Genomic DNA, 25455 nt, shown 5'->3' on the forward strand with positions numbered 1-25455 from the left:
TTACCTAGGAGGGTATATGGAATTTGAAATGTTAGATCAAGAAACAGCTGGCAAAACCATTATCAAAGTGGTTGGAGTCGGAGGCGCTGGCGGCAATGCAGTCCAGCACATGATTCGTCGCGGTGTAAACGGCGTAGAGTTCATTTGCATGAACACCGATGCTGGCGCCTTAGTGCGTTCAGAGGCATCTGTGAATTTGCAACTGGGTTCTAGCGGACTGGGAGCTGGTGCTAAACCAGAAATCGGTGCGGCCTCCGCTGAAGAAGCGCGTGCTCGGATCGCAGATGCTCTGCAAGGTGCACACATGGTATTTATTACCGCTGGTATGGGTGGCGGTACGGGTACTGGTGCAGCCCCAATCGTAGCCCAAGTAGCAAAAGAGATGGGTATTTTGACGGTTGGTGTGATTAGTAAGCCATTTGACTTCGAAGGTGTTAGGCGTTTAAAAGTGGCAGAAAGAGGCGCTGCTGAATTAGAGAGCTATGTTGACTCGCTCATCGTTGTTCTCAATGAGAAACTCTTTGAAGTGATGGGTGAAGATGCTGAGTTTGATAAAGCATTTGCATGTGCTGATGATGTATTGCATAACGCTGTTTCAGGCATTGCGGAAATCATCAATGTTCAAGGTTTGATTAACGTCGACTTCGAAGACGTAAAAACCGTGATGGGCGAGCAAGGTAAAGCCATGATGGGTACTGCTACTGTTTCTGGCATGGATCGTGCGCGCTTGGCTGCAGAGGCTGCCGTTGCATCGCCATTGTTAGAAGGCGTCGACTTATCTGGTGCTCGCGGTGTGTTGGTCAACATTACTGCAAGTCGTTCCTTGAAGTTATCTGAAACACGTGAAGTAATGGCTGCGATCCGCGGCTATGCTGCTGATGATGCTACAGTTATTTTTGGTACCGTGTATGACGATAGCTTGGGTGATGCATTGCGCGTGACTGTAGTGGCAACTGGTTTAAACAATCCTCAAGCTAGGCAAAGCAATCAACCCGAAGTGGTTTGGAGGCAAGCGACTGGTACACATGATGCGATGCCAACCATGGCTGATTTGAACAGTTTTGCGCCTACCAGTGCAGCTGCTGCAATCGGTAGAGGTGTAAATGACTCAGCATTAGGTACTAGTGCTGGTTTAGCAATGACCGGATTTGGCGCTGCTCCAGCCGCTGCTCAACCAGCTTCTACTGGTGTTGATTACAGTCAATATGATTTGCCACGCGTATTCCGTAGTTCACGTGATACTGCAGCTGCTCCAACTCTAGGCGCTGATAGCTCACCTCAGGCAAAAACCATGTTGGATAAAGGGGCTGATTATTACGAGATTCCTGCCTTTTTACGTAAACAAGCAGATTAAGTAACAGCTCAATACAATAGATAGTTGCGAAATGCCAGCGCGGCGCCCCTCCGGACGACGAATCCCGCGCTTGCGTTGGCATACTTACGAACAACAACTATTTACTGGGAGATCCCATGATTGCAGTCGGACAAAAGTTACCAAATGCCACCCTCTATGAATTTTTGAATGAGCCAACTGAAGGCTGTTCTTTGGGGCCCAATGCATTTGAAGTTGAAAAGCTAGTAGCCGGTAAAAAAATTGTGATTTTTGCATTACCTGGTGCATTTACGCCAACTTGTTCTGCTCAGCATGTGCCTGGCTATCTTGAGCACTTTGACGCAATCAAGGCGAAAGGCGTTGATGAGATTTGGTGTATTTCTGTCAATGATCCATTTGTAATGGGTGCTTGGGGCCGTGATTTACACGTCGGCAATAAGATCCGTATGTTTGGTGATGGTAGTGCTGAGTTCACCAAAAAAATTGGTATGGAATTTGATTTGATTTCTCGCGGCTTGGGTGTGCGCTCACAGCGTTATGCCATGATCGTTGAAGATGGTGTTGTTAAAACACTAGATCTCGAAGCTCCGGGTAAGTTTGAAGTGAGTGATGCTGCTTCTGTATTGAAAAAGCTTTAATCAATCTCAACCACTTTAATATAAATGATGATGAAGCAACGCACAATCGCCACACCGGTGAAGACCGTGGGGATTGGCTTGCATTCAGGGCGCAAGGTAACCATTACAATTAAGCCTGCGCCCATTAATGCAGGGGTCTGTTTTGTGCGTGTTGATTTGCCAGATCAGCCCGTTGTTCCGGCAACCGCTTTAGCAGTGTGCGATACCCGTTTAGCATCCGTGATTCAAAGAGATGGGATACGTATTTCTACGGTAGAGCATTTGCTTTCAGCATGTGCTGGCTTAGGCCTTGATAATTTATTAATTGAGCTGGATGGTGAAGAAGTGCCCATCATGGATGGAAGTGCTGCCTCATTTCTATTCTTAATTGAGTCTGCTGGTATTGTCGAGCAAGATGCTCCCCGTCAATTTGTGGTGATTAAGAAAGCAGTAGAGGTGTGTGAGGGCGATAAACTTGCTCGTCTTGAGCCCTTCTTTGGATTTAAGCTCGATTTCACAATTGATTTCAAACACCCTGCAGTAGATAAGACGGGGCAGAGATTCATTGTCGATTTTGCAGAACATGCCTACCGAGTTGAAATTGGGCGTGCACGCACTTTTGGTTTTGCTCATGAAGTTGAAGCGCTCCGTGAGATGGGTTTAGCGCGTGGCGGAAGCTTGGATAACGCCATCGTTCTAGATGAACATCGCATCTTGAATAACGAAGAGCTGCGTTATGACGATGAGTTTGTAAGACATAAAATTCTCGATGCCATTGGCGATTTATATTTAATTGGGCACCCCATTGTGGGCGCATATACCGCCATCAAGTCGGGTCATGCCCTCAATAACGCTCTGTTACGCAAGCTTTTGGAAGATCCGAGCGCATACGAAATTAGCTCGTTTCCCGAAAATAAGGCGCCTGCCGCCTATGCCCAAGAGAGTCAACCCCTCTTTTTCTAATTATTTAGGTTTGCTCTGCAGTAAACGCTCAACTGCTTTGCGCAGCTCAGAATCTGGCTCAAGTTGATTTTTCAGGTTTTCCCAGGCTTTGCGCGCAATTTCATTAAAACCCTGTGGTTTTCTAGTTTGCTTTAGGCCTGAACCAGGTTTTACTTCCCAGGTTGCTGATGGAGGTTTCAGGCGCACCTTTATCGCCCGGCAGTTCACTCCATTTTTGGCTAACTCATTGATTAAGCTAGGTAAAATCTGCTGTAAACGATTGGCAATACTAGCATTCGAAACCAGCAAGAAAAGCTCATTTTCCCCGCTTGAGCGCCATCCAGCCTCAATTTTGGGGTTGAAATGCTCCAAATTAAATGTACTTAAGGCCCGACTCAAAGCAAACTTGAGCTTAGCTAAATCCTCTGTTTTGGCCAAAATACCCCCAAGACCCTCGGATTCTCGTAGGTAATCAAGCCATTCATGGGCTGCTTTGGTCTGCTTGGTCTTAGGGTGAAAGTTCATATAAAAAGAGGTTGCGAGTGATAAACTCAAGGACTTAATTTTCTTCAATATCCCATGGTAATCGGTCTTCTTAAAACCCTGGTCGGCAGTCGTAACGACCGCCTCTTAAAACAGTATCGCAAAGTTGTTGCTAAGGTTAGCTCTTTTGAGTCAAGCCTGCAATCACTGGATGATGCAGCACTTCAGGCAAAAACGGCTGAATTTAAGTCTCGCTTAAATTCTGGAGAAACGCTCGACGATATTGCCGCAGAAGCATTTGCAGTTGTGCGCGAAGCTAGTGTGCGCGTTATGAAAATGCGCCACTTCGATGCACAGATTCTTGGTGCCCTTGCTTTGCATCAAGGCAAGATTGCTGAAATGGGCACTGGTGAAGGTAAAACACTCACCGCTACATTAGCTGTCTATCTAAATGCTTTAACCGGCAAAGGCGTGCACGTAGTTACTGTGAATGATTACTTGGCGCAACGCGATGCTGAGTGGATGTCGACTTTATATAACTTCCTGGGCATGAAGGTTGGTGTCAATCTATCCCAGATGGAGCACACTGCCAAGCACAAGGCTTATGCGGCCGATATTACTTACGGCACCAATAATGAATTTGGATTTGATTACTTACGCGACAATATGGTCCAGGATGCGGGTCAACGTGTTCAGCGCGGCCTAGCCTACGCAATTGTCGATGAAGTTGATTCAATTTTGATTGATGAGGCTCGGACTCCTTTAATTATTTCTGGACAGGCTGACGACCACACCGATTTGTACGTAAAGATGAATGCTTTACCTGCTTATCTAGAGCGTCAAATTGGTGAGGAAAAAGCCGATGGTACTGGCGTTGAAAAGCCGGGTGACTATTGGGTGGATGAAAAATCCCAACAGGTTTACTTGACTGAACAAGGTCACGATAAAGCTGAAAAAGTGCTTGTTGAGTTAGGTGCATTAGCTGAGGGCGACTCATTGTATTCCCCTCAAAATATTAGCTTGATGCATCACTTATATGCAGCGCTACGCGCACACACTTTATATCATCGTGATCAGCAGTATGTGGTTCAAAATGGTGAAGTCATTATTGTTGATGAGTTCACAGGCCGCTTAATGCAAGGGCGTCGCTGGTCTGATGGCTTGCATCAAGCTGTTGAGGCTAAAGAGGGTGTTTCGATTCAGAACGAGAATCAAACGCTTGCCACCATTACTTTCCAGAATTACTTCAGGATGTATGGCAAGTTAGCTGGTATGACTGGTACGGCTGATACCGAGGCGTATGAGTTTAAGGAAATTTATAACTTAGAAACGGTTGTCATTCCCCCAAACCGTATTAGCCAAAGAAAAGATCGCCAAGACCAGATTTATAAGTCATCACGTGAACGTTACGATGCAGTAATCAAAGATATTGAGGATTGCTACAAGCGGGGTCAACCGGTTTTGGTTGGAACCACCTCAATTGAAAACTCTGAGTTGATTGCCAATCTATTGGATCAACGCAAATTACCTCATCAGGTACTGAATGCTAAGCAGCATCAACGCGAAGCAGAAATTATTGCTCAAGCAGGTCGCCCCAAGATGATCACCATTGCCACCAATATGGCAGGTCGTGGAACGGATATCGTTTTAGGTGGCAACGTTGGTAAGCAATCCTCTTTAATCGACGCGGATCCCAATTTATCTGACGCTGAAAAAGCATCCAAGATTAAAACCCTGCAAGATGAATGGCAGAGCTTGCATGATCAAGTATTGGCATCTGGCGGATTGCATATTATTGGTACTGAGCGCCATGAAAGTCGCCGTATTGATAACCAGCTGCGCGGCCGTTCCGGTCGTCAAGGCGATCCTGGTTCCTCGCGGTTTTACCTTTCGCTAGATGATTCTCTTTTGCGCATTTTTGCCGGTGATCGCTTACGTGCGGTCATGGAACGCCTAAAAATGCCCGATGGAGAGCCGATTGAGGCGGGCATGGTCACACGCTCGATTGAGTCCGCTCAGCGCAAAGTCGAAGGCCGTAACTTTGATATTCGTAAGCAGTTATTGGAGTATGACGACGTAGCGAATGATCAGCGTAAAGAGACTTATCGCCTGCGCAATGAAGTGCTTGAGAGCGAAGATATTGGCGATTTGATGGCCAACTTACGTGAAGACGTACTACGGACTCTTTGTGCCTTGTATGTGCCAGCAGATTCGATGGAAGAGCAGTGGGATTTGCTCGGTCTTGAAAATCTCTTGGCGAATGAATGGGGTCTGACTGTCGAATTACAAAAGTGGGTAGAAGATGCTCAAAGTGTGGATGATGAGCAAATAGTCGATCGTGTACTAGAAGCTGCTAAAGCGGCATATGACGCCAAGGTGGAATTATCTGGACGCCCATCATTCGCTGGATTTGAGCGCTCTGTTTTACTCTATAGCTTAGATAGTCATTGGCGTGAACATTTGGCTGCCTTGGATCATTTGCGTCAAGGTATTCATCTACGTGGCTATGCTCAGAAAGATCCAAAGCAGGAGTATCGTCGCGAAGCTTTTGAGTTGTATGGCGAGCTTTTAAATGTCATCAAAAATGATGTAGTGAAAAACATCATGACAGTACAAATTCGGAGTGCAAATGAGTTGGATCAAGCCTCTGAGTCAATGAATGAGGATTTGGCTAACCTAACAGATGTCCGTTATCAACATGCAGATCCTGAATTAGAAGTCGCTGGATCTACAGGCGATCGTGGTGCTGCCATTTCAGTTGCGCCAGCACCAGTGCGATCTGGTCCGAAGGTTGGACGAAATGACCCATGCACCTGTGGCAGCGGTAAGAAATATAAGAATTGCCATGGCGCCTTAAGTTAGTCTCAAATAATTGGTGCGCCGCATTAGATTAAAAATGGCCTAGATTTTTTCTAGGCCATTTACTTTGGTGAAATCCCTAGATGCAGGTTCATGCATATTTAATTTAAATCTGTCATTATCTAGAGCAAGATCAATATCAAGGAGTCAATATGACCGTGTCTTTTAATTTAAATGGCAATCCTGTGCAATTTGAAGGCGATCCTCAAACTCCGATTCTGTGGGTCTTGCGCGATCACTTGGATGTAACGAGCCCTAAATACGGGTGCGGTGCCGGTCTTTGTGGCGCCTGTACAGTTCACCTTGAGGGCAATGCAATTCGCTCATGCTCTACACCAGTCTCGGCGGCTGCTGGCAAAAAAGTGGTTACCCTGGAAGGATTGCCCCAGAAGATGGGTCAAGCACTTCAATCCTCTTGGATTGAGTTCGATGTTCCCCAATGCGGATACTGTCAGACTGGGCAGATGATGTCGGCAGCGGATTTGCTGGCAAAAAAGAAGCGGCCTAATCCAGAGGAAATTAAAAATGCGATGAGCGGGAATATTTGTCGCTGTGGTACGTATGCGCGAATTGAAAAAGCGATTGAACGCGCTGCAGATAAATTGGCATAAGGAGACGAATATGAAAAATCATTCTTTAAAGAACACCAGTCGTCGTCAATTTATGCAGCACAGTGCTGCTGTTAGTGGTGCATTTGTATTGGGGATGTATCTCCCATTAGCTAGCGATGCTGCTCTTGGAGCAGGAAGTGCCCCAGCCCTTGCAAATGCATGGGTTCGCATTACTCCAGATAATCAAATTACCTTAATATGTGCGCGCTCCGAGATGGGTCAGGACGTATATACCTCGATGCCTGCACTCATTGCTGAAGAGTTAAATTTGCCCTTATCGATGGTGAAGGTAGAGATTGCCGGTGTTGCGCCGGTTTATATCAATGCATTATTGGGTGGACAAATTACCGGTGGGTCTACCTCAGTGCGTGAGGCTTTTGACAAGCTCCGCACTGCTGGAGCGGCTACGCGTTCTGTTTTAGTACAAGCGGCCGCTAATCGTTGGAGCGTCTCTGTCGATCAATGTAAGGCGCTCAATGGCAAGGTAACTGGCCCTGCTGGCAAATCGGCAACTTTTGGTGAATTAGCTGCTGATGCAGCCAAGCTGCCACTGCCTGAGAAACCTGTGCTGAAATCACCAGCGAATTTCATGGTGATTGGTAAGCAAAGTATGCGTCGTTTAGATACCCCAGCCAAAGTAGCAGGCAAAGCAGTGTTTGGTATCGACGTCAAGATCCCTGGTATGGCAATTGCTTCGCTAGCGCAGTGCCCAGTGATTGGTGGCACCCCACTAACAGTTGATAGTTCTGAGGCAATTAAGGTATCCGGTGTGATCAAAGTGGTGCAAATTTCTGATGGCGTAGCGGTATTGGCAAAAGATTTCTATGCTGCGCGCAAAGGCCGTGATGCACTCAAAATTACTTGGAATGAGGGCCCTGGAGCAACCATTTCTAATGCAGGCATGCGTAAACAACTTGAGGCTGGTTTATCAAAGCCGGGTGCAGTTATTAAAGCGGTAGGTGATGCTAGTGCGAATATGGGCAAAGGCAACACTCTGAGTGCTCAATATTTCATGCCATACCTAGCGCACTCCACCATGGAGCCAGTCAATTGCTCGGCTGACTTTGCGAATGGCAAGTGCAGAATTATTGGGCCTGTTCAATTTCAGCAAGGCTCGCAAGCGGTTGCAGCTGCAGCAACTGGTTTAAAAACAGAAGACGTTACTGTTGAGACCACTTTCTTGGGTGGTGGATTTGGCCGAAAACTTGAGTTGGATTTCGTGCGCCAAGCTGCCGAAATCTCAAAAGCTGCTGGGATGCCAGTTAAATTGTTGTGGACTAAAGAAGATGATATTACCCATGACTTCTACCGTCCAATGAGCGTGCATCATATGGATGCGACCCTGACGGCTGATGGCAAATTAAGCACTCTAAAAGCCAAAATGGTTTCTCAATCCGTTACTGCCAGAGCTTTCCCAGTTTTTGTCAAAGACGGTAACGACCCTTTTATGACAGAGGGCTCGGCTAATTTAACGTATGACATTCCGAATCTTGAAGTTCGCAATGTGATTGAAGATGCTGGTATTCGAGTGGGTTATTGGCGCTCTGTTAGCAATACTCTTAATGCGTTTGCAGTGGAGAGTTTTATGGATGAAGCGGCAAAAGCTGCTGGTAAAGATCCAGTGGCTTTTAGATTGGCTGCCCTTAATAAAGAGCCCAGAGCTACAGCTGTTTTGAAATTAGCTGTGCAAAAGTCTGGATATAAATCCAATAGCAAGCATTTTGGGGTTGCGCAAATGGAGTGTTATGGCACTTATTCAGCATGCGTAATCGAGTTAGATCCGGTTGCTGCGAGTACCAAAGTCAAGAAAATTACTTTTGTCTCAGATTGCGGAATAGCAGTGCATCCAGATCAGGCAAAAGCGCAGCTGACGGGAGGCATCCTTTATGGCTTAGGTGCAGCTTTGTATGATGAAATCACTATTGAAGCTGGGCGAGTGCAGCAAAATAACTTCAACGATTACCCAAGTATTCGGATGAACCAAGCCCCAGTAGTTGAGGTGCATTTAGTTGCTAGCCAAGAGAAGCCGGGTGGCTTAGGTGAGGTTGGGGTTCCTTTGGTTGCTCCAGCATTGGTAAATGCAATTGCAGCCACTACTGGTCACCGTATCAGGGAGCTACCAATTAAGGTGTAATGGCCTTTTAGGCTGATCTATCCAGAAAAGCGCGCCCTAAGGGTGCGCTTTCTTTTTGTGCCTCATCTACAATTATCCAATCATGACAGTTAATTTACCTCTCCCCCAAAAAAACGATCTTAAGCCTGTAAAGGGTTTTGAGATGGGCATTGCCCAAGCTGGTATTAAAAAGGCAAACCGAAAAGACTTATTGGTGATGACCTTGGCCCCTGGCTCACAAGTTGCCGGTGTCTTTACTCTCAATCGATTCTGCGCGGCGCCTGTTCAAGTATGTCGTGAGCATTTAGCTCAAGATGGTCGTAATGGGGAAATACGTGCCCTAGTTGTGAACACTGGAAATGCGAACGCCGGTACTGGTGAGACCGGTATGAAACATGCTTTAGAAACATGCGCTGCACTAGCAAAAGATCTCAATTTAAACCCAGAGCAGGTCTTGCCGTTTTCAACGGGCGTGATCCTAGAGCCTTTGCCAATTGAGAAAATTGTGTCGGCATTACCAGCCGCAGTTGCAAACTTGGGTGAGGATCATTGGTTCGATGCGGCAGAAGCCATCATGACTACAGATACCCAGCCTAAGGCAGCATCAGTAGTGGTTCAAACATCTGCTGGTCCAGTGACCATAACAGGTATTTGTAAGGGCGCCGGGATGATTCATCCTAATATGGCGACGATGCTTGGTTTTATTGCTAGCGATGTTGGTTTTGCCCCTGGCCTGCTGACTAGTCTTACTCGTGAAGTGGCTGATCAATCTTTTAACGCCATTACCATTGATGGTGATACCTCTACTAATGATTCCTTCATCATTATGGCTACCGGTCAATCTAGTGTGCAGATTGCCTCAGTCACTGACCCAAATTACGGTGTAGTTAAAGATGCCTTGCTTGGATTGGCTCGTAAGTTGGCGCAAATGATTGTACGTGATGGCGAAGGAGCTACTAAATTCATGACGATTGAAGTCATTGGTGGCAAGACCCAGGAAGAATGTCGTTTAGTGGCTAAGGCTGTTTCCCATTCCCCTTTAGTTAAAACAGCCTTCTTTGCAAGTGATCCGAATCTGGGTCGTATATTAGCGGCCATTGGTTATGCTGGCATTGATGACTTGGATGTCAATCGGGTTCAAATGTGGCTTGGTGATGTTTGGGTTGCAAAAGATGGTGGCCGTAACCCGTCTTACCAAGAGGCTGATGGTCAAAGGGTGATGAAAGAGTCTGAAATTACGGTAAAGATTGATTTGGGGCGCGGAAATGCAACTCAAACGATGTGGACTTGTGATCTTTCGCATGACTATGTTTCGATTAACGCAGATTACCGTTCATAAGGAATGTATTAAACATGAACGAAAAATTAGAGCAACTCCTCACTCATTTAGAAACATTTTTACCTAAGCCGCTCACCGAAGAGCAATGGCAGTCATCCCCCGCATTTAGATGGCGCCGTCGCGATAGTATTTTTGGCAGCATCGGTTATTTGCAGGCAGTAAAACACGTCTCAGATATCACTTTTGATGATTTGCAGAATATTGATCGTCAGCGCGATGCCATTCGTGACAACACAAGAAATTTCATTAATAAGAAACCAGCTAATAATATTTTGTTAACTGGCGCTAGAGGCACTGGAAAATCTTCACTAATCAAGGCGAGCTTGCATGAATTCGCTTCTCAGGGCTTGCGTCTGGTTGAAGTGGAAAAAGAGCATTTGGCTGATTTGGCCGATATCACCGATCTTTTGGGGGATCGACCAGAGCGCTTTATTATTTTTTGCGATGACTTGTCTTTTGAAGATGGCGAATCTGGGTACAAGGCCATGAAGTCAGCGCTAGATGGCTCTGTATCAGCGCAATCGGATAACACCTTGATCTACGCTACATCCAATCGTCGCCATCTCTTGCCTGAGTATATGAAAGACAATCTGAGTTATGCGCATAGCGATGATGGTGAGATTCATCCAGGTGAAGTAGTGGAAGAAAAAATCTCTTTGTCGGAGCGTTTTGGTTTATGGCTTTCTTTTTATCCGCCAAAGCAAGACGAGTATTTAATGATTGTGGCGCATTGGCTAAAGCATTTTGGCTTGAATGATGCTCAAGTTGAAGCGGCTCGTCCTGAAGCTTTAGTATGGGCCTTAGAGCGAGGCTCACGTTCGGGTAGGGTTGCATGGCAGTTTGCGAAGCATTGGGCTGGTGCACAAGCCTAAGATAGTTCATGACAGCTTCCCCATCAAATCGCCCCGTCACCGAAGTAGCCGCTGGAATTCTCCTGGATTCTGAGGGTCGATATTTATTGGGGCAACGCCCTGAAGGTAAGCCTTATGCTGGCTATTGGGAAGTGCCTGGCGGGAAGATTGAAAAAGGGGAGACTGTTTTTGAGGCCCTCAAGCGAGAGTTAAAAGAAGAGCTCGGTATTGAAATTTTAGATAGCCAAGAACTTACTGTCCTAGAGCATGATTATCCCCATGCCTATGTTCGCCTTCACGTCAGTGTCATTCGCAATTGGTGTGGGACCCCAGCGGGTTGCGAGGGCCAGCAGTTATCTTGGCAACTACTATCCCAAGATCGCCCCAGTGTTGAGCCTATGTTGCCAGCCGCCTGGCCAATGCTTGAAAAACTAAAGTTGTTATTGGTTTAAAGCTGACAGAGTGTCAGTCTAAATGGCACATCGGTATTAACGAGTTGTGCCTTTTTATCACGATCCGATTTTAAGAAGCGAACAGAGAGCAGATATTTGTTTGCGCTAATTTCTGAGAACAGCGTGTCATCTTCAACCGCGATACGCATGAGTTGATAGACTTTTCCGGAGGGTGCTTGTTGAAAAGCACCTTGATGCGCCACCACTTCTTTAGCTTCACCTGACTGACGCACAAGACGTAAAAAGATTTGGCACGCCTCATGCCACGGCAAAAGTGGCGCTACATAAGATTCTAGTAATTCACGACGCTGATTGCTCGGACTATTTTTCCAAGCATGGTAGCTCGGTAAATCAATCGGACTGGTTCCACCTGGAATATTTAGGCGAGTACGAATGGCATTGAGCCATTCACTTTCAGTAATCGCCATATTGGGTTTGCCGAGCGATTGATTGATGTTAATTGCTGCCAACCCAATTTCTGATAATGTTTGAGACAGTGCCTCTTGGTCTACTTTTTGAGATGACTTTAATCCATTGAGCGCATATTTCTGGCGTTCAAATTCTTTAAGGAGCAGGGACTTAATATCGCCCCTTGAGCCGATGTCACCCAAGTCAAACAAAGTAGCAAGGGCATTGTGATGCAACTCTGGGTCGTCTGATCGCAGAAAGTGATTGAACCGCGCGAACAGATACTCGAGTCGAAGCATGCTTCGGACTAGTTCGTTAAAGGGGTATTCGTAGACGATCACAGTTTTATATTTTATGACGAAGTTGGTAAACCCTTCGCACTATCTAGTATTTTTTGGTGAAAAAGATGAACCTGATTGCTTAATTCTTCAAAATTGCCATTATTTTGAAGAATCGTATCAGCATGGGATAGACGCTCTTCTCTGGAAACTTGAGCATTTAAGATGCGTACAACTTCCGGGCGCGTCAAATTGCTGCGCTGCATCACTCTGCTAATTTGTATCTCTTCGGGACAGTCAACTACTACCAAATGGTCAATCAGTTCAAGCCAGGCCTTGGACTCAATTAATAAAGGAACGACAAAGACGATATATGCGCACCCATCTTTTGCAAGATTCCATGCCTGAGAAATAGTTTCTTCTCGAATGAGGGGGTGGGTAATGCGCTCCAAAATCTCCCTCGAGTGAGGATCTTCAAAAACCAGAGCACGCATTTTTGCTCTATCCAAAGCACCGTTCGGGTCAATAAAATGTGGGCCAAATTCCTTTTTAATCAAAGCGATTGCTTTGCCATGAGGGGCTGTAATCTGGTGGGCAATCAGATCGGTATCGACTATGCCAGCTCCTAATTGAGATAGTAGAGTGCTTACCGTGGTTTTTCCTGAGCCAATACCTCCTGTTAAGCCAATTAATGGCAATTGGCCTTTTAAGGCCTTCAGGTCGGTTGGATTTGCAGGAGTAACTGGAGGATTTGGGGCCATAACAATTGAATAATGCCAGCAATAGCAAGAAATGGGCCAAAAGGAAATGGCTGGTGATGACTTTGCCTATTCCAGGCTAACCATACCATCCCCCCAATTAACCCAAAGACGGAGGCGATGAAGAGAATTTGAGGAATTGCCAGCCAGCCAAACCATGCTCCCAGGGCTGCTAACAGCTTGGCATCCCCCATACCAATGCCATTTCGTTTCTTTATGCAGCGATATAGAAAATTGAGTACCCATAGGAAAAAATATCCCAATAGAGCGCCACCAATAGCTGCAATCGGTTTCACAAAGGCCATGTTGGTGAAACTGTTAAAAGCAATCCCAGATAAAAGAAGCGGAATGGTAATTGCATCAGGCAAGCGAAATGATTTCAAGTCTATGTAGGCAAGATACGCCAATATGCAGACCAGAAATACCTGAATTAATACATCCATATTGAAGGCCTCATTAGACTATCTGCCCTAAACTAAAAATAGGGAGATATAAGATTATCACTAGGCCACCAATTATTGAGCCCACAAAAATAATTAATAAGGGTTCTAAGCTCTGACTTAAGGTATTTAATTGATTACTCAATTGTGCCCCAAGCATCTTGGAGCGTTTGCGCAGCATCTGTGCAAGGGAACCGCTTTCTGCGCCAATTTCAAGGAGATGTAAGGTTTCAATATCAAAAAGTAGATGTTGCGGGTCTGCGCGTATCAAGGCTTTACCAAAAGGCCACCCGCGTGCTAAATGTTTAAAGATATCCGCGCTAATGTCATGGCTGAGCCAATGATTAGATGATTGTGCTGTGATTCTCAATGCATCTGGTAAGGGGAGTCCAGTGTCGAGTAAGTTTCCGAGGGTGCGGCACCAGTAAGTCAGCGTAGCCAGGCGAAATAGCTTGCCAATTACTGGAATAGAAAAGCTGAGGCGATCACACTGTCTCTGTAATCGATTTGATTTTCTCCAAAATAGAATCAATCCACTCAAGATAATGAATAGAGTGATCAATAGCTCTATAAAAGTATTTTGAATGAGGCCTGAGATGCCAATTAATGCGCGGGTAGGGGCTGGCAGGTCTGCTTTAAAGTGCTCAAAAACTTCTTTAAATACAGGCACTACCCAAACTATCATGACAAGCATTAAGAGTAGGGAGCTAGCTAATGTAATGGCAGGATAGCTCAGTGATTGGATAATCTTTCTGCGTAATTCAATCTGGGATTCTAGTTGTTCGCAAATTGTTTCTAGGGCTAAGGACAGTTGCCCAGATCGCTCGCTAACTTGTATGAGGTTGATAAATTCAATAGAACATTGAACATCCTGCGTCCTTAGGCAATCAGAGAGGCTATTGCCCTGTTGTAGTTTCTGATGGAGACCATCAATCCATTGAGACTGCTCCTTGGCAGATGAGCGCGATAGCAGCTTGATGGCGTTTAGAAGTGGCAGGCCAGCTTGTAAGAGTGCCAAAAGCTGTTGTGCAAATTGGAGTTGATCATGATGGTTTAATTTTTTGGATCGAAAATGAAGAATATTCAATGGCAGCTTCCTACCTCAAGCTCGAGCTCGGCTTGATCAATGATGCCTGCTTTGACGTAATGCATTCCGGCATCATGCATCTTTAAATAATGTGAGTGTGGATCTTTTAAGGTTTTTAAATTAAGCACCTCATGCACTCCTAGACGAGAAAAATAGCCTGTCCCTTTGCAGATTTTGCAGGGTGTGGTTTTTGGATGAACATGACAGAGGCAACGCTTGCGAATTAATCTTTGGGAACTAATGCATTGTAAGCAGGAATCCAGCGATTCTGAATGTACCCCTAGGCTCTGAAGTCGTGCAATGGCACCAATTGCATTGCGGGTATGTAAAGTGCTCAGAACAAGATGACCTGTTTGTGCCGCTTGTATCGCTAGTTCGGCAGTTGCACTATCGCGAATTTCTCCAATCATGATGACATCGGGATCTTGTCGTAAGAGGGCGCGAATAATGGTTGGAAAATCCAAGCCAGCTTTAGGGTGATAGGCTACCTGATTGACTCCGGGCAATCTAATTTCGATAGGATCTTCAACTGAACAAAGATTGCGATGTATTTGATTAAGTTCGCTGAGGCAGCTGTAAAGTGTGCGTGTTTTGCCGCTTCCTGTTGGGCCTGTTACTAAGATCAATCCATTGGTCTGATGAATAGCGCTTCTGAAGAGCTGGAGTTGCTCAGGTAAAAATCCAAGTTGATCAAGTGCCAATTCCTCTACCTTGTTTGGAAGAATGCGAATTACCGCTTTTTCACCATAAAGGGTCGGGAGTATCGAAACCCTGCAATCAATATCGGGGGCAGAGAAATCATGTCCAATCGAAAGCCGACCATCTTGCGGAAGCCGTTTTTCAGCAATATCTAACCGCGCCAACATTTTGATACGTGTGAGTAAGCGCTCATGAAGATGAATTGAGTAAGATGAGCCCAATACTAATTGGCCATCGATACGAACGCGCACAACTGTCTCTAAAGTGTGCGCCTCTATATGTATATCAGTTGCCCGAGAGCAAAGTGCGGATGCTGCAATGTCTTGCCAGGTCCGAATAATTAGTGAGTCATCTGGTGCATAGCTCAATCGAATTTTTTAGTATTAGGTGTGGGTTGATATAGTTTGACGGTTTTCACGCCATGCTCATCAAATTGAATGATCTCCATGACGATGCCAGCGATTCGCATGCTGACATCATGGTCCGGAATAGCCTCTAATTTTTCTAGGATCAGACCATTGAGTGTGCGAGGTCCATCCAATGGAAGGTCTAGATTAAGTAGGCGATTTAAGTCGCGCAATGAAGCCCCACCATTTGCTAAATACGTACCATCTGCTAGCCACCGAGGATCATTAGACAGGTTTGAAAAAGAGGTGGTGAATTCACCAATGAGCTCTTCAACAATATCCTCAAACGTGACTAGACCGAGCACCTCACCATACTCATTCACTACAAGACTTAAGCGTTGCTGATTGTCTTGAAAAAATTGCATTTGTTGCAATACAGGTGTTCCGCTAGGAATAAAGTAAGGCTCGCTCACTAAAGAGCGAAAGTCTTCATGTTTTAGCTCAGCGTTTCCAAGTAGGGAAAGGGTTTTCTTAACTGACAAAATACCAATGATGCGCTCAGAATCACCGTCACAGACTGGTAACTTATTGTGATAACAGGTTTCAAGCTGCTCTACTACTTCATTAATCGGTCGTGAGAGATCGAGTATTTCAATCTTCGATCTTGGGGTCATTACATCGTCTACCGAAATCGTTTCCAAATTAAATAGATTGAGCAAAATATTACGGTGATGCGTAGAGACGAAGCGATTGGATTCAAGCACTAAACTTCGTAACTCTTCCTTACTCATTGTTCTGTTTTCGGTGTTAGCTTGCAGGCCAGATACCTTCATGAGGCCCGACACAAAATTGTTAATAAACCAAAGTAAGGGTTTTAAGAAATAGGTAAGGGGAAGGATCAGCCAACCAACATTGGAGGCAATTTTTTCTGGAAATGCAGCGCCAATCACTTTTGGAGTAATTTCACTAAAAATAATAATGAGCAATGCGACAACTAAGGTAGCAACGGATAAAACGAGACCGCTATCTCCAAAAATATGAAGCGCGATACCTGTTACTAAAATTGGTAAAACGGTATTGATTAAATTGTTAGAAATTAAAAGGACTGATAAAAGGGAGTCAATTCTTTTTAATAACCTAGCTGCTAAAGCTGCACCAGCATTGCCGCTATTAGCCATTGCACGTAAGCGATGGCGATTGGACGAAAGCATGCTGGTTTCGGCCATTGAGAAGAAACCTGAAAGTGCCAGCAAAAAAATCACAAGGGCTACCTGTGCTGCAAAGGGCCAATCATGAAAAAACGTATCCATTCGGAATACCTGCAAAGAATGAGGAAGACTCAATATAGCAAAGCATGATTTCAGAGGCCATATATTTGGCTGAAAAAGGCCTCGTACTTACTCAATAAAGTGTGTCAGAATCTTCCTCATGAAGCTGCCTATGCGTCATTCTTCGTCAAAATCTGAGCAATATTGTGTTATCAGCGCGCCCTTTGGCAGACTTGGAATTGCCACGGACATGGTCGATGGTAGTTTGATGATTTCAAGAGTAGATTATTTGCCGGCAGATAAAGCACTCAGTGCACCCCAAAATGCCTTGGCAAAAGAATTGGCGCGCCAATGCAAGCTGTATTTTAAAAATCCTGCTCACCAATTTGATGTGCCTTTGAAGCCTAGAGGCACTATTTACCAGCAACAGGTTTGGCATTGCATTCGAGATATCCCTTCGGGTAAAACCAGGACTTATGGCGTGCTTGCAGGCGATATACGCAGTGGAGCACGTGCCGTAGGAGGTGCTTGCGGTGCCAATCCCTATCCCATCATTACCCCTTGCCATCGCGTAGTCTCTAGTGCTGGCCTTGGTGGGTTTATGAAAGAAGATAGCCCGGGTCTTTATCGCCAAATTAAGATCTGGCTTTTAAAGCATGAGGGGGCACTTTAAGCGGTGCTGGCTCTTTTTAGGCGTGCTCCTACCAGCCTAAAGAAGAGCTTCATGATGAGGTTGCTGTTGGCTGCGATGCTGGTAAAGCTATAAAAAGCGAGCACCATTTTTCGAGATAATTTCACTTCTTGAGTTTGTGAAAATGAATCTCTTTTGGTAATGAGATTGAGGGTCATCACAGCTAACCCAAAAGCGAGGAAGCAAAAGCGTCTTATGCCAAATTCTGGTTTAGGAATGAGCAATATGTAATTTAGAGACTCTACAAGCTTTTGATAGGCCACCTGAAGCAGTTCGGACTCACTCATATCGCGGGGCTTCCAAGATACTCCACGTGCTTGGTCTGCTTCTGAGTCCTTCAAGATATTAGTCATTTGCAGCGCTTGACCAAATGCAATTGCCAACGCTTCTTGACCTTTAATATTTTTCGCAAACTCTGGACAGTAGTTGCTAAAAATAGTCGTGAGCAACTCCCCTACAACCCCTGCAACAACATAGCAGTACTTTTCGAACTCATTTAAATCAGACAGGCCATTTTGAGATTGCTTGCTGTGAAAGTGTGACATGCCTTCTGACATGATCGATACGCATCGAGCTATCGCAAGCTGATCATTAGTAGGGCAAGTATGCAAAATTCTTAAAACAGTTGGCGTATGTGAAATGAGATCAAGTTCATCTTGATTCGGATAATTTTTGAGCGCTTCCAAGCAAGGACTGACAAAACTAGTAACAGGAATTTTTCCAAGTACGGCATCTAGAAATAACTTGGAAAGGTGATATTTAGCTTCTGGAGCAAGTTCAGCGGCATCCTCAATGGTGTCAATGATTCTGCATAGCAAATAGGTGTTTCCAACTACCTTCTCAATTGGTGGCGGTAGCAGTGGGATGGTTAACGCGAAAGTACGCGATACCGAGCCCAAGATGGTCTTTTGATATGCCAGATCGGCAGAGGGGTTTTCATCGTGGTAATTCACTGCTGAATTATGTCAGACCCATTTATTGAAATATTCGACCCTATCCATGGGGATTGTTTTTAGCACCGAATTGGTGAAAACCCGAGGTGCAGTGTTAATTTGTTGCGATGCAAAAAATTCTCATCTAGTATGGAAGTAATTAACTATTTTTTATTCTTATGGGGTTCTTATGAAAATCTGTGTAATTGGAGGTGGCGGCGCAATTGGCGGTTACTTAGCAGTCATGCTATCGCGCGCAGGAAATGATGTCACGGTAGTTGCAAGGGGGGCAACGCTTGCGGCAATTAAGGAGCGCGGTTTAACGCTCATTCACGATGAACATCCAGAGCCATTGGTTGCAAAAGTGAAGGCCGTTGAAAAAATAACTGATGTTGAAACGCCAGATGTTGTTATTTTGGCCGTAAAGGCCCATCAGGTAGATCCAATTATTCATGATTTGGCAGCGATAGTCGGCCCGGAAACCATTTTGATTCCAATGCAAAATGGCATTCCTTGGTGGTATTTCCAAAAACTCTCAGGCGAGTATCAAGATCACACTGTTGAGACGGTAGATGCTGGTGGTGTTGCTAAAAAGGCAATTAACCCAGATAACATTATTGGTTGCGTAGTTTATCCAGCCACTTTCTCTGAGGCGCCTGGTGTCATTCGCCTGGTCGAAGGTAATCGCTTCCCCTTGGGTGAGTTAAATGGTGAAGTGACTGAGCGAGTGCAAAAAATGTCAGAAATGATGACCCAGGCAGGTTTCAAGTCACCAGTGCTTGAGGATATTCGTTCCGAGATTTGGCTCAAACTATGGGGCAATATGACGTTTAATCCAATTAGTGCGCTCACGCATGGAACTTTAGAAGGCATTTGCCAATTTCCCTTAACGCGTGACTTGGCGCGCAATATGATGGCCGAAGCCCAAGCCATTGCGGGCAAATTAGGTGTGACCTTCCGGGTGGATATTGAGCGACGCATCGCAGGCGCTGAAAAAGTTGGTAAGCATAAAACCTCCATGCTGCAAGACTTGGAGGCGGGACGCAGTTTGGAGGTCGATGCTCTATTGGGCTCTGTGATTGAGCTAGGTAAGATTACCAATACCCCGACACCTTGTTTAAATACTGTTTTTGCTTTGACTAAATACCTTGATGAAAATATTCAAGCAACTGGCGGAAGTTTGGCTTTACCGCCGGTAGGTGATTGTTACGCTCTGAATTAATATTCATTCGGCAATAAAAAAGCCCTCACTGATTGTTGAGGGCTTTTTCTTTTTGAAGACTTGCGTTACTCAAATCGATTATCTAAACGTCCCACACCTTCAATAATGATGCTGACATTGCTGCCGGGTTTCATCGATCCAACGCCAACAGAGGTTCCACATGCAATGATGTCCCCAGGCTCTAGTGGCACATCTTGGGAGATGAGGCTGACTAGTTTTGCGGGTGGAAAAATCATATCAGCGATCGGATAATTTTGACGCTCTTGATCATTCAAGATCGTTTTAATGTAAAGCTTGCTTGGATCTACATCAGTCGTGATGTAGGGCCCAAACACACCAAAGGTGTTAAAGCTCTTTGAGCGTGTCCATTGAGCATAGCCTGGATCTCGATTCAAAATTTCAATCGCAGTAACGTCATTAATGCAGGTGTATCCAAAAATAGCAACAGCAGCAGTCTGCTCATCGACTTCATGGCAGTGCTTGCCAATCACAATCCCTAGCTCGCCCTCGTAGACTACTTTTCCTGAATAGGATTTTGGAGTGCGAATCACTTGGTTTGCTGCTAAGAAAGAATTATTACCTTTTAAAAAATACAGGGGCTCGGCTGGGACAGCGTGCTCTAACTTGGTAACGAGCGCATAAAAATTATCAACCATGGCAACCATCTTTGATGGAGTACATGGAATATCAATGGTTACTTCATTTAATTTGAGGAGCTTACCGCTAGCAATCGGCCCATTAAAAAGATCTCCCGTATAAACCGCAATCTGATCTCCTTGGACTTGGCCTAAACCAGATTTACCTTGGTGTTGAAAGCGTAGCCATTGAGTCATCTGTATTTCCTTCTTTAAGTTTGTCTTGCTAGCGAGTATTCACACAAGGCATGTAAAGCGCTTGTAGCCTCATTTTCTGGAAAGTCTTTAATGCATTCGAATGCGAGATCAGCCTCTCGTTTAGCGGCTGCATGGGTGTAATCGAGTGCGCCAGAAGTTTGAACGGCTTTGAGAATTTGTAAAAAGACATCTTGTGGTAGGTCTTGATTCTGCTCAATCGCAGCGCGTACGAGGAGGCGCTCCTCTGTACTGCCATTTTCTAAAAGATAAATCAGGGGTAGGGTTGGCTTCCCTTCACGCAGATCATCGCCTGCATTTTTACCCATTTGCTCAGCATTGGCGGTGTAGTCCAATAAATCATCCATTAATTGGAAGGCGGTGCCTATGTGTCTGCCAAAAGCGGCGGCTTGCTCTCGTTGAGCAACATTTGATTTTGCCAGGATGGCTCCAAGTTCGCTCGAAGCTTCAAATAGCTTGGCAGTTTTATAGCGAATGACTTGTAGGTAGCTCGCTTCATCCACTTCTGGGTCATTCATGTTCAATAACTGCAACACTTCACCCTCGGCAATCGTATTGGTTGCATCAGAGAGAATTTGCATGACCCTTAAGTCATTTGGGCCGATCATCATCTGAAAGGCGCGGGAGTACAAAAAGTCGCCAACTAGAACGCTAGCAGCGTTACCAAAGGCAGCATTTGCGGTCTCTCGACCCCTTCTCAGGGTGGATTCATCCACAACATCATCGTGCAGCAGAGTGGCTGTGTGGATAAATTCGACCACCGCGGCCAGTTCAAGTGCATGAGGGGTGGGTTGGCCATTGGCTAGTGCTTTAGCGACTAAGAGCAGTAGGGCTGGTCGTATACGCTTTCCACCCGCCTGGATGATATATGTAGAGATTTGGTCAATTAAGGCGACCTTAGAGGCCAGTCGCTGGCGAATAACCTCGTCTAAGTCCTTGAAATATAAGGAAATTGGGGCCAAAATCTGACTTAATTGATTGTTTTTGACAGTGCTCGTCATGCAAGATATAATAATGGGCTTAGCTTCTCCAGGGTGGATTAGCTTAAATGTAGATATTAATTGAGGTTTCAAACCATGTACGCGGTCATAAAAACCGGTGGCAAACAGTATAAAGTTGCTGCAGGCGAAAAATTGAAAATAGAACAGATACCAGCGGAAATCGGCAGCGAAATCACTCTTGACCAAGTCCTCGCCGTAGGCGAAGGCGCATCACTCAAACTGGGTGATCCATTGGTTAATGGTGCAGCTGTGATGGCCACTGTCGTCTCCCAGGGACGTCACGATAAAGTGACAATCTTTAAGATGCGCCGTCGCAAGCATTATCAAAAGCACCAAGGCCATCGTCAGAATTACACAGAAATTCTGATTAACACGATCAAAGCCTAAGAGCAGGAGAGAAATATGGCACAGAAAAAAGGCGGCGGCTCAACACGAAATGGCCGCGACTCAGAATCGAAACGCTTAGGCGTTAAGGTATTTGGTGGCGAGCACATTAATGCTGGCAGCATCATTATTCGTCAACGTGGCACACGAGTTCATCCTGGTGCAAACGTTGGTATTGGTAAGGATCACACTTTGTTTGCTTTAATTGACGGACAAGTGGAATTCGGCGTTAAGGGTGCTTTGAAGAAGGCCCAGGTTTCAGTTCTGCCGCGTTCATAAGGCGCCTGACTGAGACACGTTTGATTCAGATTTATTCCGAATTTAACCCTTAGGAACAGGCCTCGCTAGTGCGAGGCCTTTTTTATTCATGAAATTCATAGACGAAGCTCGTATTGAAGTCATAGCTGGCCAAGGTGGCGCCGGGAGCGCCTCCATGCGTCGCGAAAAGTTTATTGAATTCGGTGGCCCTGATGGTGGGGACGGCGGTAAAGGCGGTAGCGTTTGGGCTGTAGCCGATCGCAATATCAATACCTTGGTGGACTATCGTTACGCAAAAACACACACCGCTAAAAACGGTGAGCCTGGACGTGGTGCAGATTGCTATGGCCGTGCGGGTGACGATATTGAACTGCGTATGCCAGTGGGAACCATCATTGCTGATTATGAAACTGGTGAACCAATTGCGGATTTAACAACCCATGGCGAGCGTCTCTGCTTGGCCCAAGGCGGTGTTGGCGGTTGGGGAAATATTCACTTTAAGAGTAGTACGAACCGCGCACCACGTCAAAAGACAAATGGTAAGCCGGGGGAAAGACGCAAGCTGAAGTTGGAATTAAAGGTATTGGCCGATGTAGGTTTACTAGGCATGCCTAATGCTGGTAAATCTACTTTGATTACTGCGGTCTCTAATGCGCGTCCAAAAATTGCTGATTACCCATTCACCACGTTACATCCCAATTTGGGTGTGGTACGAGTTGGTAGTGAGCGCAGCTTCGTAATCGCAGATATTCCAGGTTTGATTGAAGGTGCTGCAGAGGGTGCTGGCTTGGGGCATCGTTTCTTACGTCATCTTCAGCGCACGGGTGTTCTGTTGCATTTGGTAGATATTGCTCCTTTTGATGAGAATATTGATCCCGTTGCTGATGCAAAAGCGATCGTCAATGAACTACGTAAGTATGACGAAGCTTTGGTTGAGAAACCACGTTGGTTAGTGCTTAATAAAGTCGATATGATTCCCGAAGAAGATCGCAAAAAAGTGGTTGCTGACTTTATTAAGAAATTCAAATGGACTGGCCCTGTTTTTGAGATATCTGCTTTGACTGGACTTGGATGTGACAAGCTTTGTTACTCCTTACAGGATTACTTGGATTCAGTACGTCGTAATCGCGATGAAGCGGATGAACGTGCTGCAGATCCTCGCTATCAAGATCAAAACGAAGATAAAACCCCAGATTAAATACGCATTTGATACGCTCAATGGATATGACTGTACAAAAAGCAAAACGAATCGTTGTGAAGGTGGGCTCTAGCCTGGTAACCAATAATGGTGAGGGCTTGGATCATGGTGCCATTGCAATGTGGGCTGAGCAACTGGCCGCGCTCTTACGTTCTGGCCATGAAGTCTTGATGGTGAGTTCAGGAGCTATTGCAGAGGGCATGCAGCGCTTGGGTTGGACTAAACGCCCACAAGAAATTCATCAATTACAAGCTGCTGCTGCGGTTGGTCAAATGGGGCTAGTGCAGGTTTATGAAAGTTGTTTTGCACAATTTAATTTACGTAGTGCCCAGGTCTTATTGACCAATGCAGATCTAGCTCATCCTGAACGCAATGCAAATGCAAAAGCAACTTTAGACACCTTACTCAAGTTGGGCGTAGTTCCTATCATCAACGAAAACGATACGGTTGTTACTGATGAAATTAAGTTTGGTGATAACGATAGCCTTGCTGCTCTTGTAAGCAACTTAATTCATGCTGATCTATTAGTCATTCTGACAGATCAGGGTGGTTTATTTACAGCCGATCCGCGTTATGACTCGAGCGCAACCCTATTAAGTGAGGTGCTTGCTGGAGATCCAGCATTAGAAAAAATGGCCGGCGGCGCAGGTAGCGCGCTTAGTAAAGGGGGCATGCTCACTAAAGTACTGGCTGCTAAGGTAGCCGCTCTCAGTGGTACCGATACCGTGATCGCTTCTGGTCGTGAGCCCCACGTTTTAACCCGCCTATTAAAGGGCGAAGCAATCGGGACTTATCTGCGTTCCAAATAAAGCCCTCTTCAAGCTGGGCTATTGAACCCCGTTGGAATTAGTAGGCTTTACGCCACCCGTAAATCCTTTTGGATTGAGAGATTGCACTATGGCTTTAGTGCTCTTAACTTGGGTGCTTATATTGCAAAAAGCACCCTGAGCCAGAGCAGCTTGGTAGCGATTGGGATTGTGGTCTTTGATATCCTTCCAGCTACTTAAGGTATTTTCTTTCCACTTACCGTTATCGAAATTTCCATATAAACGCCACTGAAATGAGTCGCAGCGAATACCTTCATATTGTGTCTGTTGATTGCCGTTGGGGCTGGTCATTACAACCGTATAGCGCGTTACGCCATCGGGATCGGCTGAAATAGAGTCAGTATCAATTGCAAACTTAAATACCGCGTTATTAGAAACATAAAAGGGTACTAGGGTTTCTTGGTTGGGTGGGTTTAAGGGAAGGGTGGTTTCCCCTTCTTTAAAAACCATAGGTGCAAACGGATCTAAGCCACTTTCCATGGGGTCACTTGCACAAGCCATTAGCCCGATGACCACGCTAAAAATGAGTGAGTACAGTGCAAACTGACGTTTTTTTAATATCATGAAGATTGATCTCTAGGGTTAGCTTCCTTGACTTGCTCATCTGTATTTGAGTAGAAGGATTGAATTAAATCTAAGGGCGAGCCCCATGCAAGTTGCTGTAAACGCACTCCACGAGATAAATAACGCGCCAATTCTGAAAGTGCTAGCTGATAAACCTCGCGTTTGAAGTCAATTACCGCATCTAGCTGAATCCAAAAGGGTACCCAGCGCCAAGCATCAAATTCTGGGTGTTCCGAGGCACGTAGATGAATATCGCTATCTAAACCGACTAAACGCAGAAGAAACCAAATTTGTTTTTGGCCACGATAAGCGGCACGGTGAACCCGTGTGCTATGTTGACGGCGCAAATACTCCTCAGGGACATCGTAACGAAGCCAATCCCTGGTCCGTCCAATAATCTGGACATGCTCTGGCAGTAAGCCAACCTCCTCATGCAATTCGCGATACATGGCCTGCTCAGGGCTTTCGCCATGCTGAATTCCGCCCTGCGGGAACTGCCACGAATGCTGCCCAACGCGTTTTCCCCAGAAAACCTCGTTATGGCTGTTGAGTAGGACAATGCCGACATTGGCTCTATACCCTTCACGGTCAAGCATGATCGTGCCTCAAATCCTTTAAAATCAATGATTTGATTATATCCAT

The 25455-nt window shown here is 45.5% G+C and carries 26 protein-coding genes and 1 pseudogene; 15 read left to right on the forward strand and 12 right to left on the reverse strand.

Translation table 11 applies throughout. The annotated features are described in order from the left end of the window. Nucleotides 1–16: 16 nt before the first annotated feature. The 3 genes from ftsZ to lpxC all read left to right on the forward strand — a co-directional run bounded on the left by ftsZ (nt 17) and on the right by lpxC (nt 2913). A complete protein-coding gene (gene ftsZ / locus M2125_RS09405) occupies nt 17–1354 on the forward strand; it encodes a cell division protein FtsZ (RefSeq protein ID WP_076024650.1) in 1338 nt (445 codons plus the stop codon). Nucleotides 1355–1470: 116 nt separating this feature from the next. Then, a complete protein-coding gene (locus tag M2125_RS09410) occupies nt 1471–1971 on the forward strand; it encodes a peroxiredoxin (RefSeq protein ID WP_076024651.1) in 501 nt (166 codons plus the stop codon). Between the two features lie 27 nt (nt 1972–1998). Further along, nucleotides 1999–2913, forward strand: coding sequence for a UDP-3-O-acyl-N-acetylglucosamine deacetylase (lpxC, locus tag M2125_RS09415; protein ID WP_076024696.1), 915 nt, complete (start codon nt 1999–2001; stop codon nt 2911–2913). Here lpxC and M2125_RS09420 read toward each other — a convergent pair whose 3' ends face one another. Beyond that, nucleotides 2914–3417 carry a hypothetical protein gene (locus tag M2125_RS09420; protein WP_076024697.1) on the reverse strand — a complete coding sequence of 168 codons (504 nt, stop codon included), beginning with the start codon at nt 3415–3417 and terminating at the stop codon, nt 2914–2916. A gap of 54 nt (nt 3418–3471) precedes the next feature. Between M2125_RS09420 and secA the strand changes: the two genes are divergently transcribed. The 6 genes from secA to M2125_RS09450 all read left to right on the forward strand — a co-directional run bounded on the left by secA (nt 3472) and on the right by M2125_RS09450 (nt 11600). Continuing rightward, nucleotides 3472–6237, forward strand: a complete 2766-nt coding sequence (gene secA, locus M2125_RS09425) for a preprotein translocase subunit SecA (RefSeq protein WP_280742873.1) — start codon at nt 3472–3474, stop codon at nt 6235–6237. A 149-nt stretch (nt 6238–6386) separates the two neighbouring features. Further along, complete coding sequence (locus M2125_RS09430; protein ID WP_076024653.1) at nt 6387–6845, forward strand: (2Fe-2S)-binding protein; 459 nt, start codon at nt 6387–6389, stop codon at nt 6843–6845. Nucleotides 6846–6855: 10 nt separating this feature from the next. Then, entirely contained in the window at nt 6856–8979 is a 2124-nt protein-coding gene (locus M2125_RS09435; RefSeq protein ID WP_076024654.1) for a xanthine dehydrogenase family protein molybdopterin-binding subunit, read from the forward strand. 82 nt (nt 8980–9061) lie between these two features. Beyond that, on the forward strand, nt 9062–10297 hold the full coding sequence (gene argJ, locus M2125_RS09440; RefSeq protein WP_076024698.1) for a bifunctional glutamate N-acetyltransferase/amino-acid acetyltransferase ArgJ: 1236 nt from the start codon (nt 9062–9064) through the stop codon (nt 10295–10297). Between the two features lie 14 nt (nt 10298–10311). Next, complete coding sequence (locus M2125_RS09445) at nt 10312–11169, forward strand: ATP-binding protein (protein WP_277540581.1); 858 nt, start codon at nt 10312–10314, stop codon at nt 11167–11169. Nucleotides 11170–11177: 8 nt separating this feature from the next. After that, complete coding sequence (locus tag M2125_RS09450) at nt 11178–11600, forward strand: NUDIX domain-containing protein (RefSeq protein WP_076024656.1); 423 nt, start codon at nt 11178–11180, stop codon at nt 11598–11600. Here M2125_RS09450 and zapD read toward each other — a convergent pair. The 6 genes from zapD to M2125_RS09480 are packed head-to-tail and all read right to left on the reverse strand — an operon-like array spanning nt 11597 to nt 16927. Next, nucleotides 11597–12349 carry a cell division protein ZapD gene (gene zapD / locus M2125_RS09455; RefSeq protein WP_280742874.1) on the reverse strand — a complete coding sequence of 251 codons (753 nt, stop codon included), beginning with the start codon at nt 12347–12349 and terminating at the stop codon, nt 11597–11599. The two genes, M2125_RS09450 and zapD, sit on opposite strands and share 4 nt — an antisense overlap. An 11-nt stretch (nt 12350–12360) precedes the next feature. Beyond that, nucleotides 12361–13047 carry a dephospho-CoA kinase gene (gene coaE / locus M2125_RS09460; RefSeq protein ID WP_083657547.1) on the reverse strand — a complete coding sequence of 229 codons (687 nt, stop codon included), beginning with the start codon at nt 13045–13047 and terminating at the stop codon, nt 12361–12363. Further along, nucleotides 13002–13487, reverse strand: a complete 486-nt coding sequence (locus M2125_RS09465) for a prepilin peptidase (RefSeq protein WP_280742875.1) — start codon at nt 13485–13487, stop codon at nt 13002–13004. Before M2125_RS09465 ends, coaE begins: the two co-directional genes overlap by 46 nt. Before the next feature lie 13 nt (nt 13488–13500). Then, nucleotides 13501–14571, reverse strand: a complete 1071-nt coding sequence (locus M2125_RS09470) for a type II secretion system F family protein (protein WP_233126689.1) — start codon at nt 14569–14571, stop codon at nt 13501–13503. Next, nucleotides 14568–15638 carry a GspE/PulE family protein gene (locus M2125_RS09475; protein ID WP_277540576.1) on the reverse strand — a complete coding sequence of 357 codons (1071 nt, stop codon included), beginning with the start codon at nt 15636–15638 and terminating at the stop codon, nt 14568–14570. Before M2125_RS09475 ends, M2125_RS09470 begins: the two co-directional genes overlap by 4 nt. Continuing rightward, entirely contained in the window at nt 15635–16927 is a 1293-nt protein-coding gene (locus tag M2125_RS09480; RefSeq protein ID WP_277540573.1) for an HlyC/CorC family transporter, read from the reverse strand. Before M2125_RS09480 ends, M2125_RS09475 begins: the two co-directional genes overlap by 4 nt. Nucleotides 16928–17045: 118 nt before the next feature. Here M2125_RS09480 and M2125_RS09485 point away from each other — a divergent pair, with 118 nt between their 5' ends. Continuing rightward, nucleotides 17046–17558 (forward strand): methylated-DNA--[protein]-cysteine S-methyltransferase, encoded by a 513-nt coding sequence (locus M2125_RS09485; protein WP_076023972.1) that lies wholly within the window; start codon nt 17046–17048, stop codon nt 17556–17558. Here the strand turns inward: M2125_RS09485 and M2125_RS09490 are convergent. After that, nucleotides 17555–18529: a squalene/phytoene synthase family protein gene (locus M2125_RS09490; RefSeq protein WP_280741399.1), complete on the reverse strand. Its 975-nt coding sequence runs from the start codon at nt 18527–18529 to the stop codon at nt 17555–17557. The two genes, M2125_RS09485 and M2125_RS09490, sit on opposite strands and share 4 nt — an antisense overlap. Before the next feature lie 169 nt (nt 18530–18698). Here M2125_RS09490 and M2125_RS09495 point away from each other — a divergent pair, with 169 nt between their 5' ends. Continuing rightward, entirely contained in the window at nt 18699–19730 is a 1032-nt protein-coding gene (locus M2125_RS09495) for a 2-dehydropantoate 2-reductase (protein ID WP_076023974.1), read from the forward strand. Between the two features lie 65 nt (nt 19731–19795). Here M2125_RS09495 and M2125_RS09500 read toward each other — a convergent pair whose 3' ends face one another. Together M2125_RS09500 and M2125_RS09505 are read right to left on the reverse strand one after the other, a co-directional pair. Next, nucleotides 19796–20563 carry a fumarylacetoacetate hydrolase family protein gene (locus tag M2125_RS09500; RefSeq protein ID WP_280741398.1) on the reverse strand — a complete coding sequence of 256 codons (768 nt, stop codon included), beginning with the start codon at nt 20561–20563 and terminating at the stop codon, nt 19796–19798. 14 nt (nt 20564–20577) lie between these two features. Next, nucleotides 20578–21582, reverse strand: a complete 1005-nt coding sequence (locus tag M2125_RS09505) for a polyprenyl synthetase family protein (RefSeq protein ID WP_076023976.1) — start codon at nt 21580–21582, stop codon at nt 20578–20580. A 75-nt stretch (nt 21583–21657) separates the two neighbouring features. Here M2125_RS09505 and rplU point away from each other — a divergent pair, with 75 nt between their 5' ends. The 4 genes and pseudogenes from rplU to proB form a co-directional block, all read left to right on the forward strand. Continuing rightward, nucleotides 21658–21969 carry a 50S ribosomal protein L21 gene (rplU, locus tag M2125_RS09510; RefSeq protein WP_041484800.1) on the forward strand — a complete coding sequence of 104 codons (312 nt, stop codon included), beginning with the start codon at nt 21658–21660 and terminating at the stop codon, nt 21967–21969. A gap of 15 nt (nt 21970–21984) precedes the next feature. Beyond that, nucleotides 21985–22245 (forward strand): 50S ribosomal protein L27, encoded by a 261-nt coding sequence (rpmA, locus tag M2125_RS09515; RefSeq protein WP_011902041.1) that lies wholly within the window; start codon nt 21985–21987, stop codon nt 22243–22245. Nucleotides 22246–22333: 88 nt separating this feature from the next. Next, nucleotides 22334–23422, forward strand: coding sequence for an Obg family GTPase CgtA (gene cgtA / locus M2125_RS09520; protein ID WP_076023977.1), 1089 nt, complete (start codon nt 22334–22336; stop codon nt 23420–23422). A 20-nt stretch (nt 23423–23442) separates the two neighbouring features. Continuing rightward, a pseudogene (proB, locus tag M2125_RS09525) lies at nt 23443–24219 on the forward strand (glutamate 5-kinase); the annotation flags it as partial. Nucleotides 24220–24249: 30 nt separating this feature from the next. Here proB and M2125_RS09530 read toward each other — a convergent pair. Further along, nucleotides 24250–24813 (reverse strand): CNP1-like family protein, encoded by a 564-nt coding sequence (locus M2125_RS09530; protein WP_280742876.1) that lies wholly within the window; start codon nt 24811–24813, stop codon nt 24250–24252. Next, nucleotides 24810–25409 carry an RNA pyrophosphohydrolase gene (locus M2125_RS09535; protein ID WP_280741396.1) on the reverse strand — a complete coding sequence of 200 codons (600 nt, stop codon included), beginning with the start codon at nt 25407–25409 and terminating at the stop codon, nt 24810–24812. Before M2125_RS09535 ends, M2125_RS09530 begins: the two co-directional genes overlap by 4 nt. Nucleotides 25410–25455: the final 46 nt, after the last annotated feature.

The organism is Polynucleobacter sphagniphilus (genome assembly GCF_029892205.1).
Lineage (GTDB): Bacteria > Pseudomonadota > Gammaproteobacteria > Burkholderiales > Burkholderiaceae > Polynucleobacter > Polynucleobacter sphagniphilus.

What these genes read in the sequence shown, in the direction of transcription:
- cgtA (WP_076023977.1), top strand. Translation starts at nt 22,334, where the DNA reads ATGAAATTCATAGACGAAGCTCGTATTGAAGTCATAGCTGGCCAAGGT.
- M2125_RS09535 (WP_280741396.1), bottom strand. Translation starts at nt 25,409, where the DNA reads ATGCTTGACCGTGAAGGGTATAGAGCCAATGTCGGCATTGTCCTACTC.
- M2125_RS09505 (WP_076023976.1), bottom strand. Translation starts at nt 21,582, where the DNA reads ATGACGAGCACTGTCAAAAACAATCAATTAAGTCAGATTTTGGCCCCA.
- ftsZ (WP_076024650.1), top strand. Translation starts at nt 17, where the DNA reads ATGGAATTTGAAATGTTAGATCAAGAAACAGCTGGCAAAACCATTATC.
- M2125_RS09420 (WP_076024697.1), bottom strand. Translation starts at nt 3,417, where the DNA reads ATGAACTTTCACCCTAAGACCAAGCAGACCAAAGCAGCCCATGAATGG.
- M2125_RS09445 (WP_277540581.1), top strand. Translation starts at nt 10,312, where the DNA reads ATGAACGAAAAATTAGAGCAACTCCTCACTCATTTAGAAACATTTTTA.
- coaE (WP_083657547.1), bottom strand. Translation starts at nt 13,047, where the DNA reads ATGGCCCCAAATCCTCCAGTTACTCCTGCAAATCCAACCGACCTGAAG.
- argJ (WP_076024698.1), top strand. Translation starts at nt 9,062, where the DNA reads ATGACAGTTAATTTACCTCTCCCCCAAAAAAACGATCTTAAGCCTGTA.
- M2125_RS09465 (WP_280742875.1), bottom strand. Translation starts at nt 13,487, where the DNA reads ATGGATGTATTAATTCAGGTATTTCTGGTCTGCATATTGGCGTATCTT.
- lpxC (WP_076024696.1), top strand. Translation starts at nt 1,999, where the DNA reads ATGATGAAGCAACGCACAATCGCCACACCGGTGAAGACCGTGGGGATT.
- M2125_RS09495 (WP_076023974.1), top strand. Translation starts at nt 18,699, where the DNA reads ATGAAAATCTGTGTAATTGGAGGTGGCGGCGCAATTGGCGGTTACTTA.
- M2125_RS09485 (WP_076023972.1), top strand. Translation starts at nt 17,046, where the DNA reads ATGAAGCTGCCTATGCGTCATTCTTCGTCAAAATCTGAGCAATATTGT.
- M2125_RS09435 (WP_076024654.1), top strand. Translation starts at nt 6,856, where the DNA reads ATGAAAAATCATTCTTTAAAGAACACCAGTCGTCGTCAATTTATGCAG.
- M2125_RS09410 (WP_076024651.1), top strand. Translation starts at nt 1,471, where the DNA reads ATGATTGCAGTCGGACAAAAGTTACCAAATGCCACCCTCTATGAATTT.
- M2125_RS09430 (WP_076024653.1), top strand. Translation starts at nt 6,387, where the DNA reads ATGACCGTGTCTTTTAATTTAAATGGCAATCCTGTGCAATTTGAAGGC.
- M2125_RS09480 (WP_277540573.1), bottom strand. Translation starts at nt 16,927, where the DNA reads ATGGATACGTTTTTTCATGATTGGCCCTTTGCAGCACAGGTAGCCCTT.
- rpmA (WP_011902041.1), top strand. Translation starts at nt 21,985, where the DNA reads ATGGCACAGAAAAAAGGCGGCGGCTCAACACGAAATGGCCGCGACTCA.
- secA (WP_280742873.1), top strand. Translation starts at nt 3,472, where the DNA reads ATGGTAATCGGTCTTCTTAAAACCCTGGTCGGCAGTCGTAACGACCGC.
- M2125_RS09450 (WP_076024656.1), top strand. Translation starts at nt 11,178, where the DNA reads ATGACAGCTTCCCCATCAAATCGCCCCGTCACCGAAGTAGCCGCTGGA.
- M2125_RS09530 (WP_280742876.1), bottom strand. Translation starts at nt 24,813, where the DNA reads ATGATATTAAAAAAACGTCAGTTTGCACTGTACTCACTCATTTTTAGC.
- rplU (WP_041484800.1), top strand. Translation starts at nt 21,658, where the DNA reads ATGTACGCGGTCATAAAAACCGGTGGCAAACAGTATAAAGTTGCTGCA.
- M2125_RS09500 (WP_280741398.1), bottom strand. Translation starts at nt 20,563, where the DNA reads ATGACTCAATGGCTACGCTTTCAACACCAAGGTAAATCTGGTTTAGGC.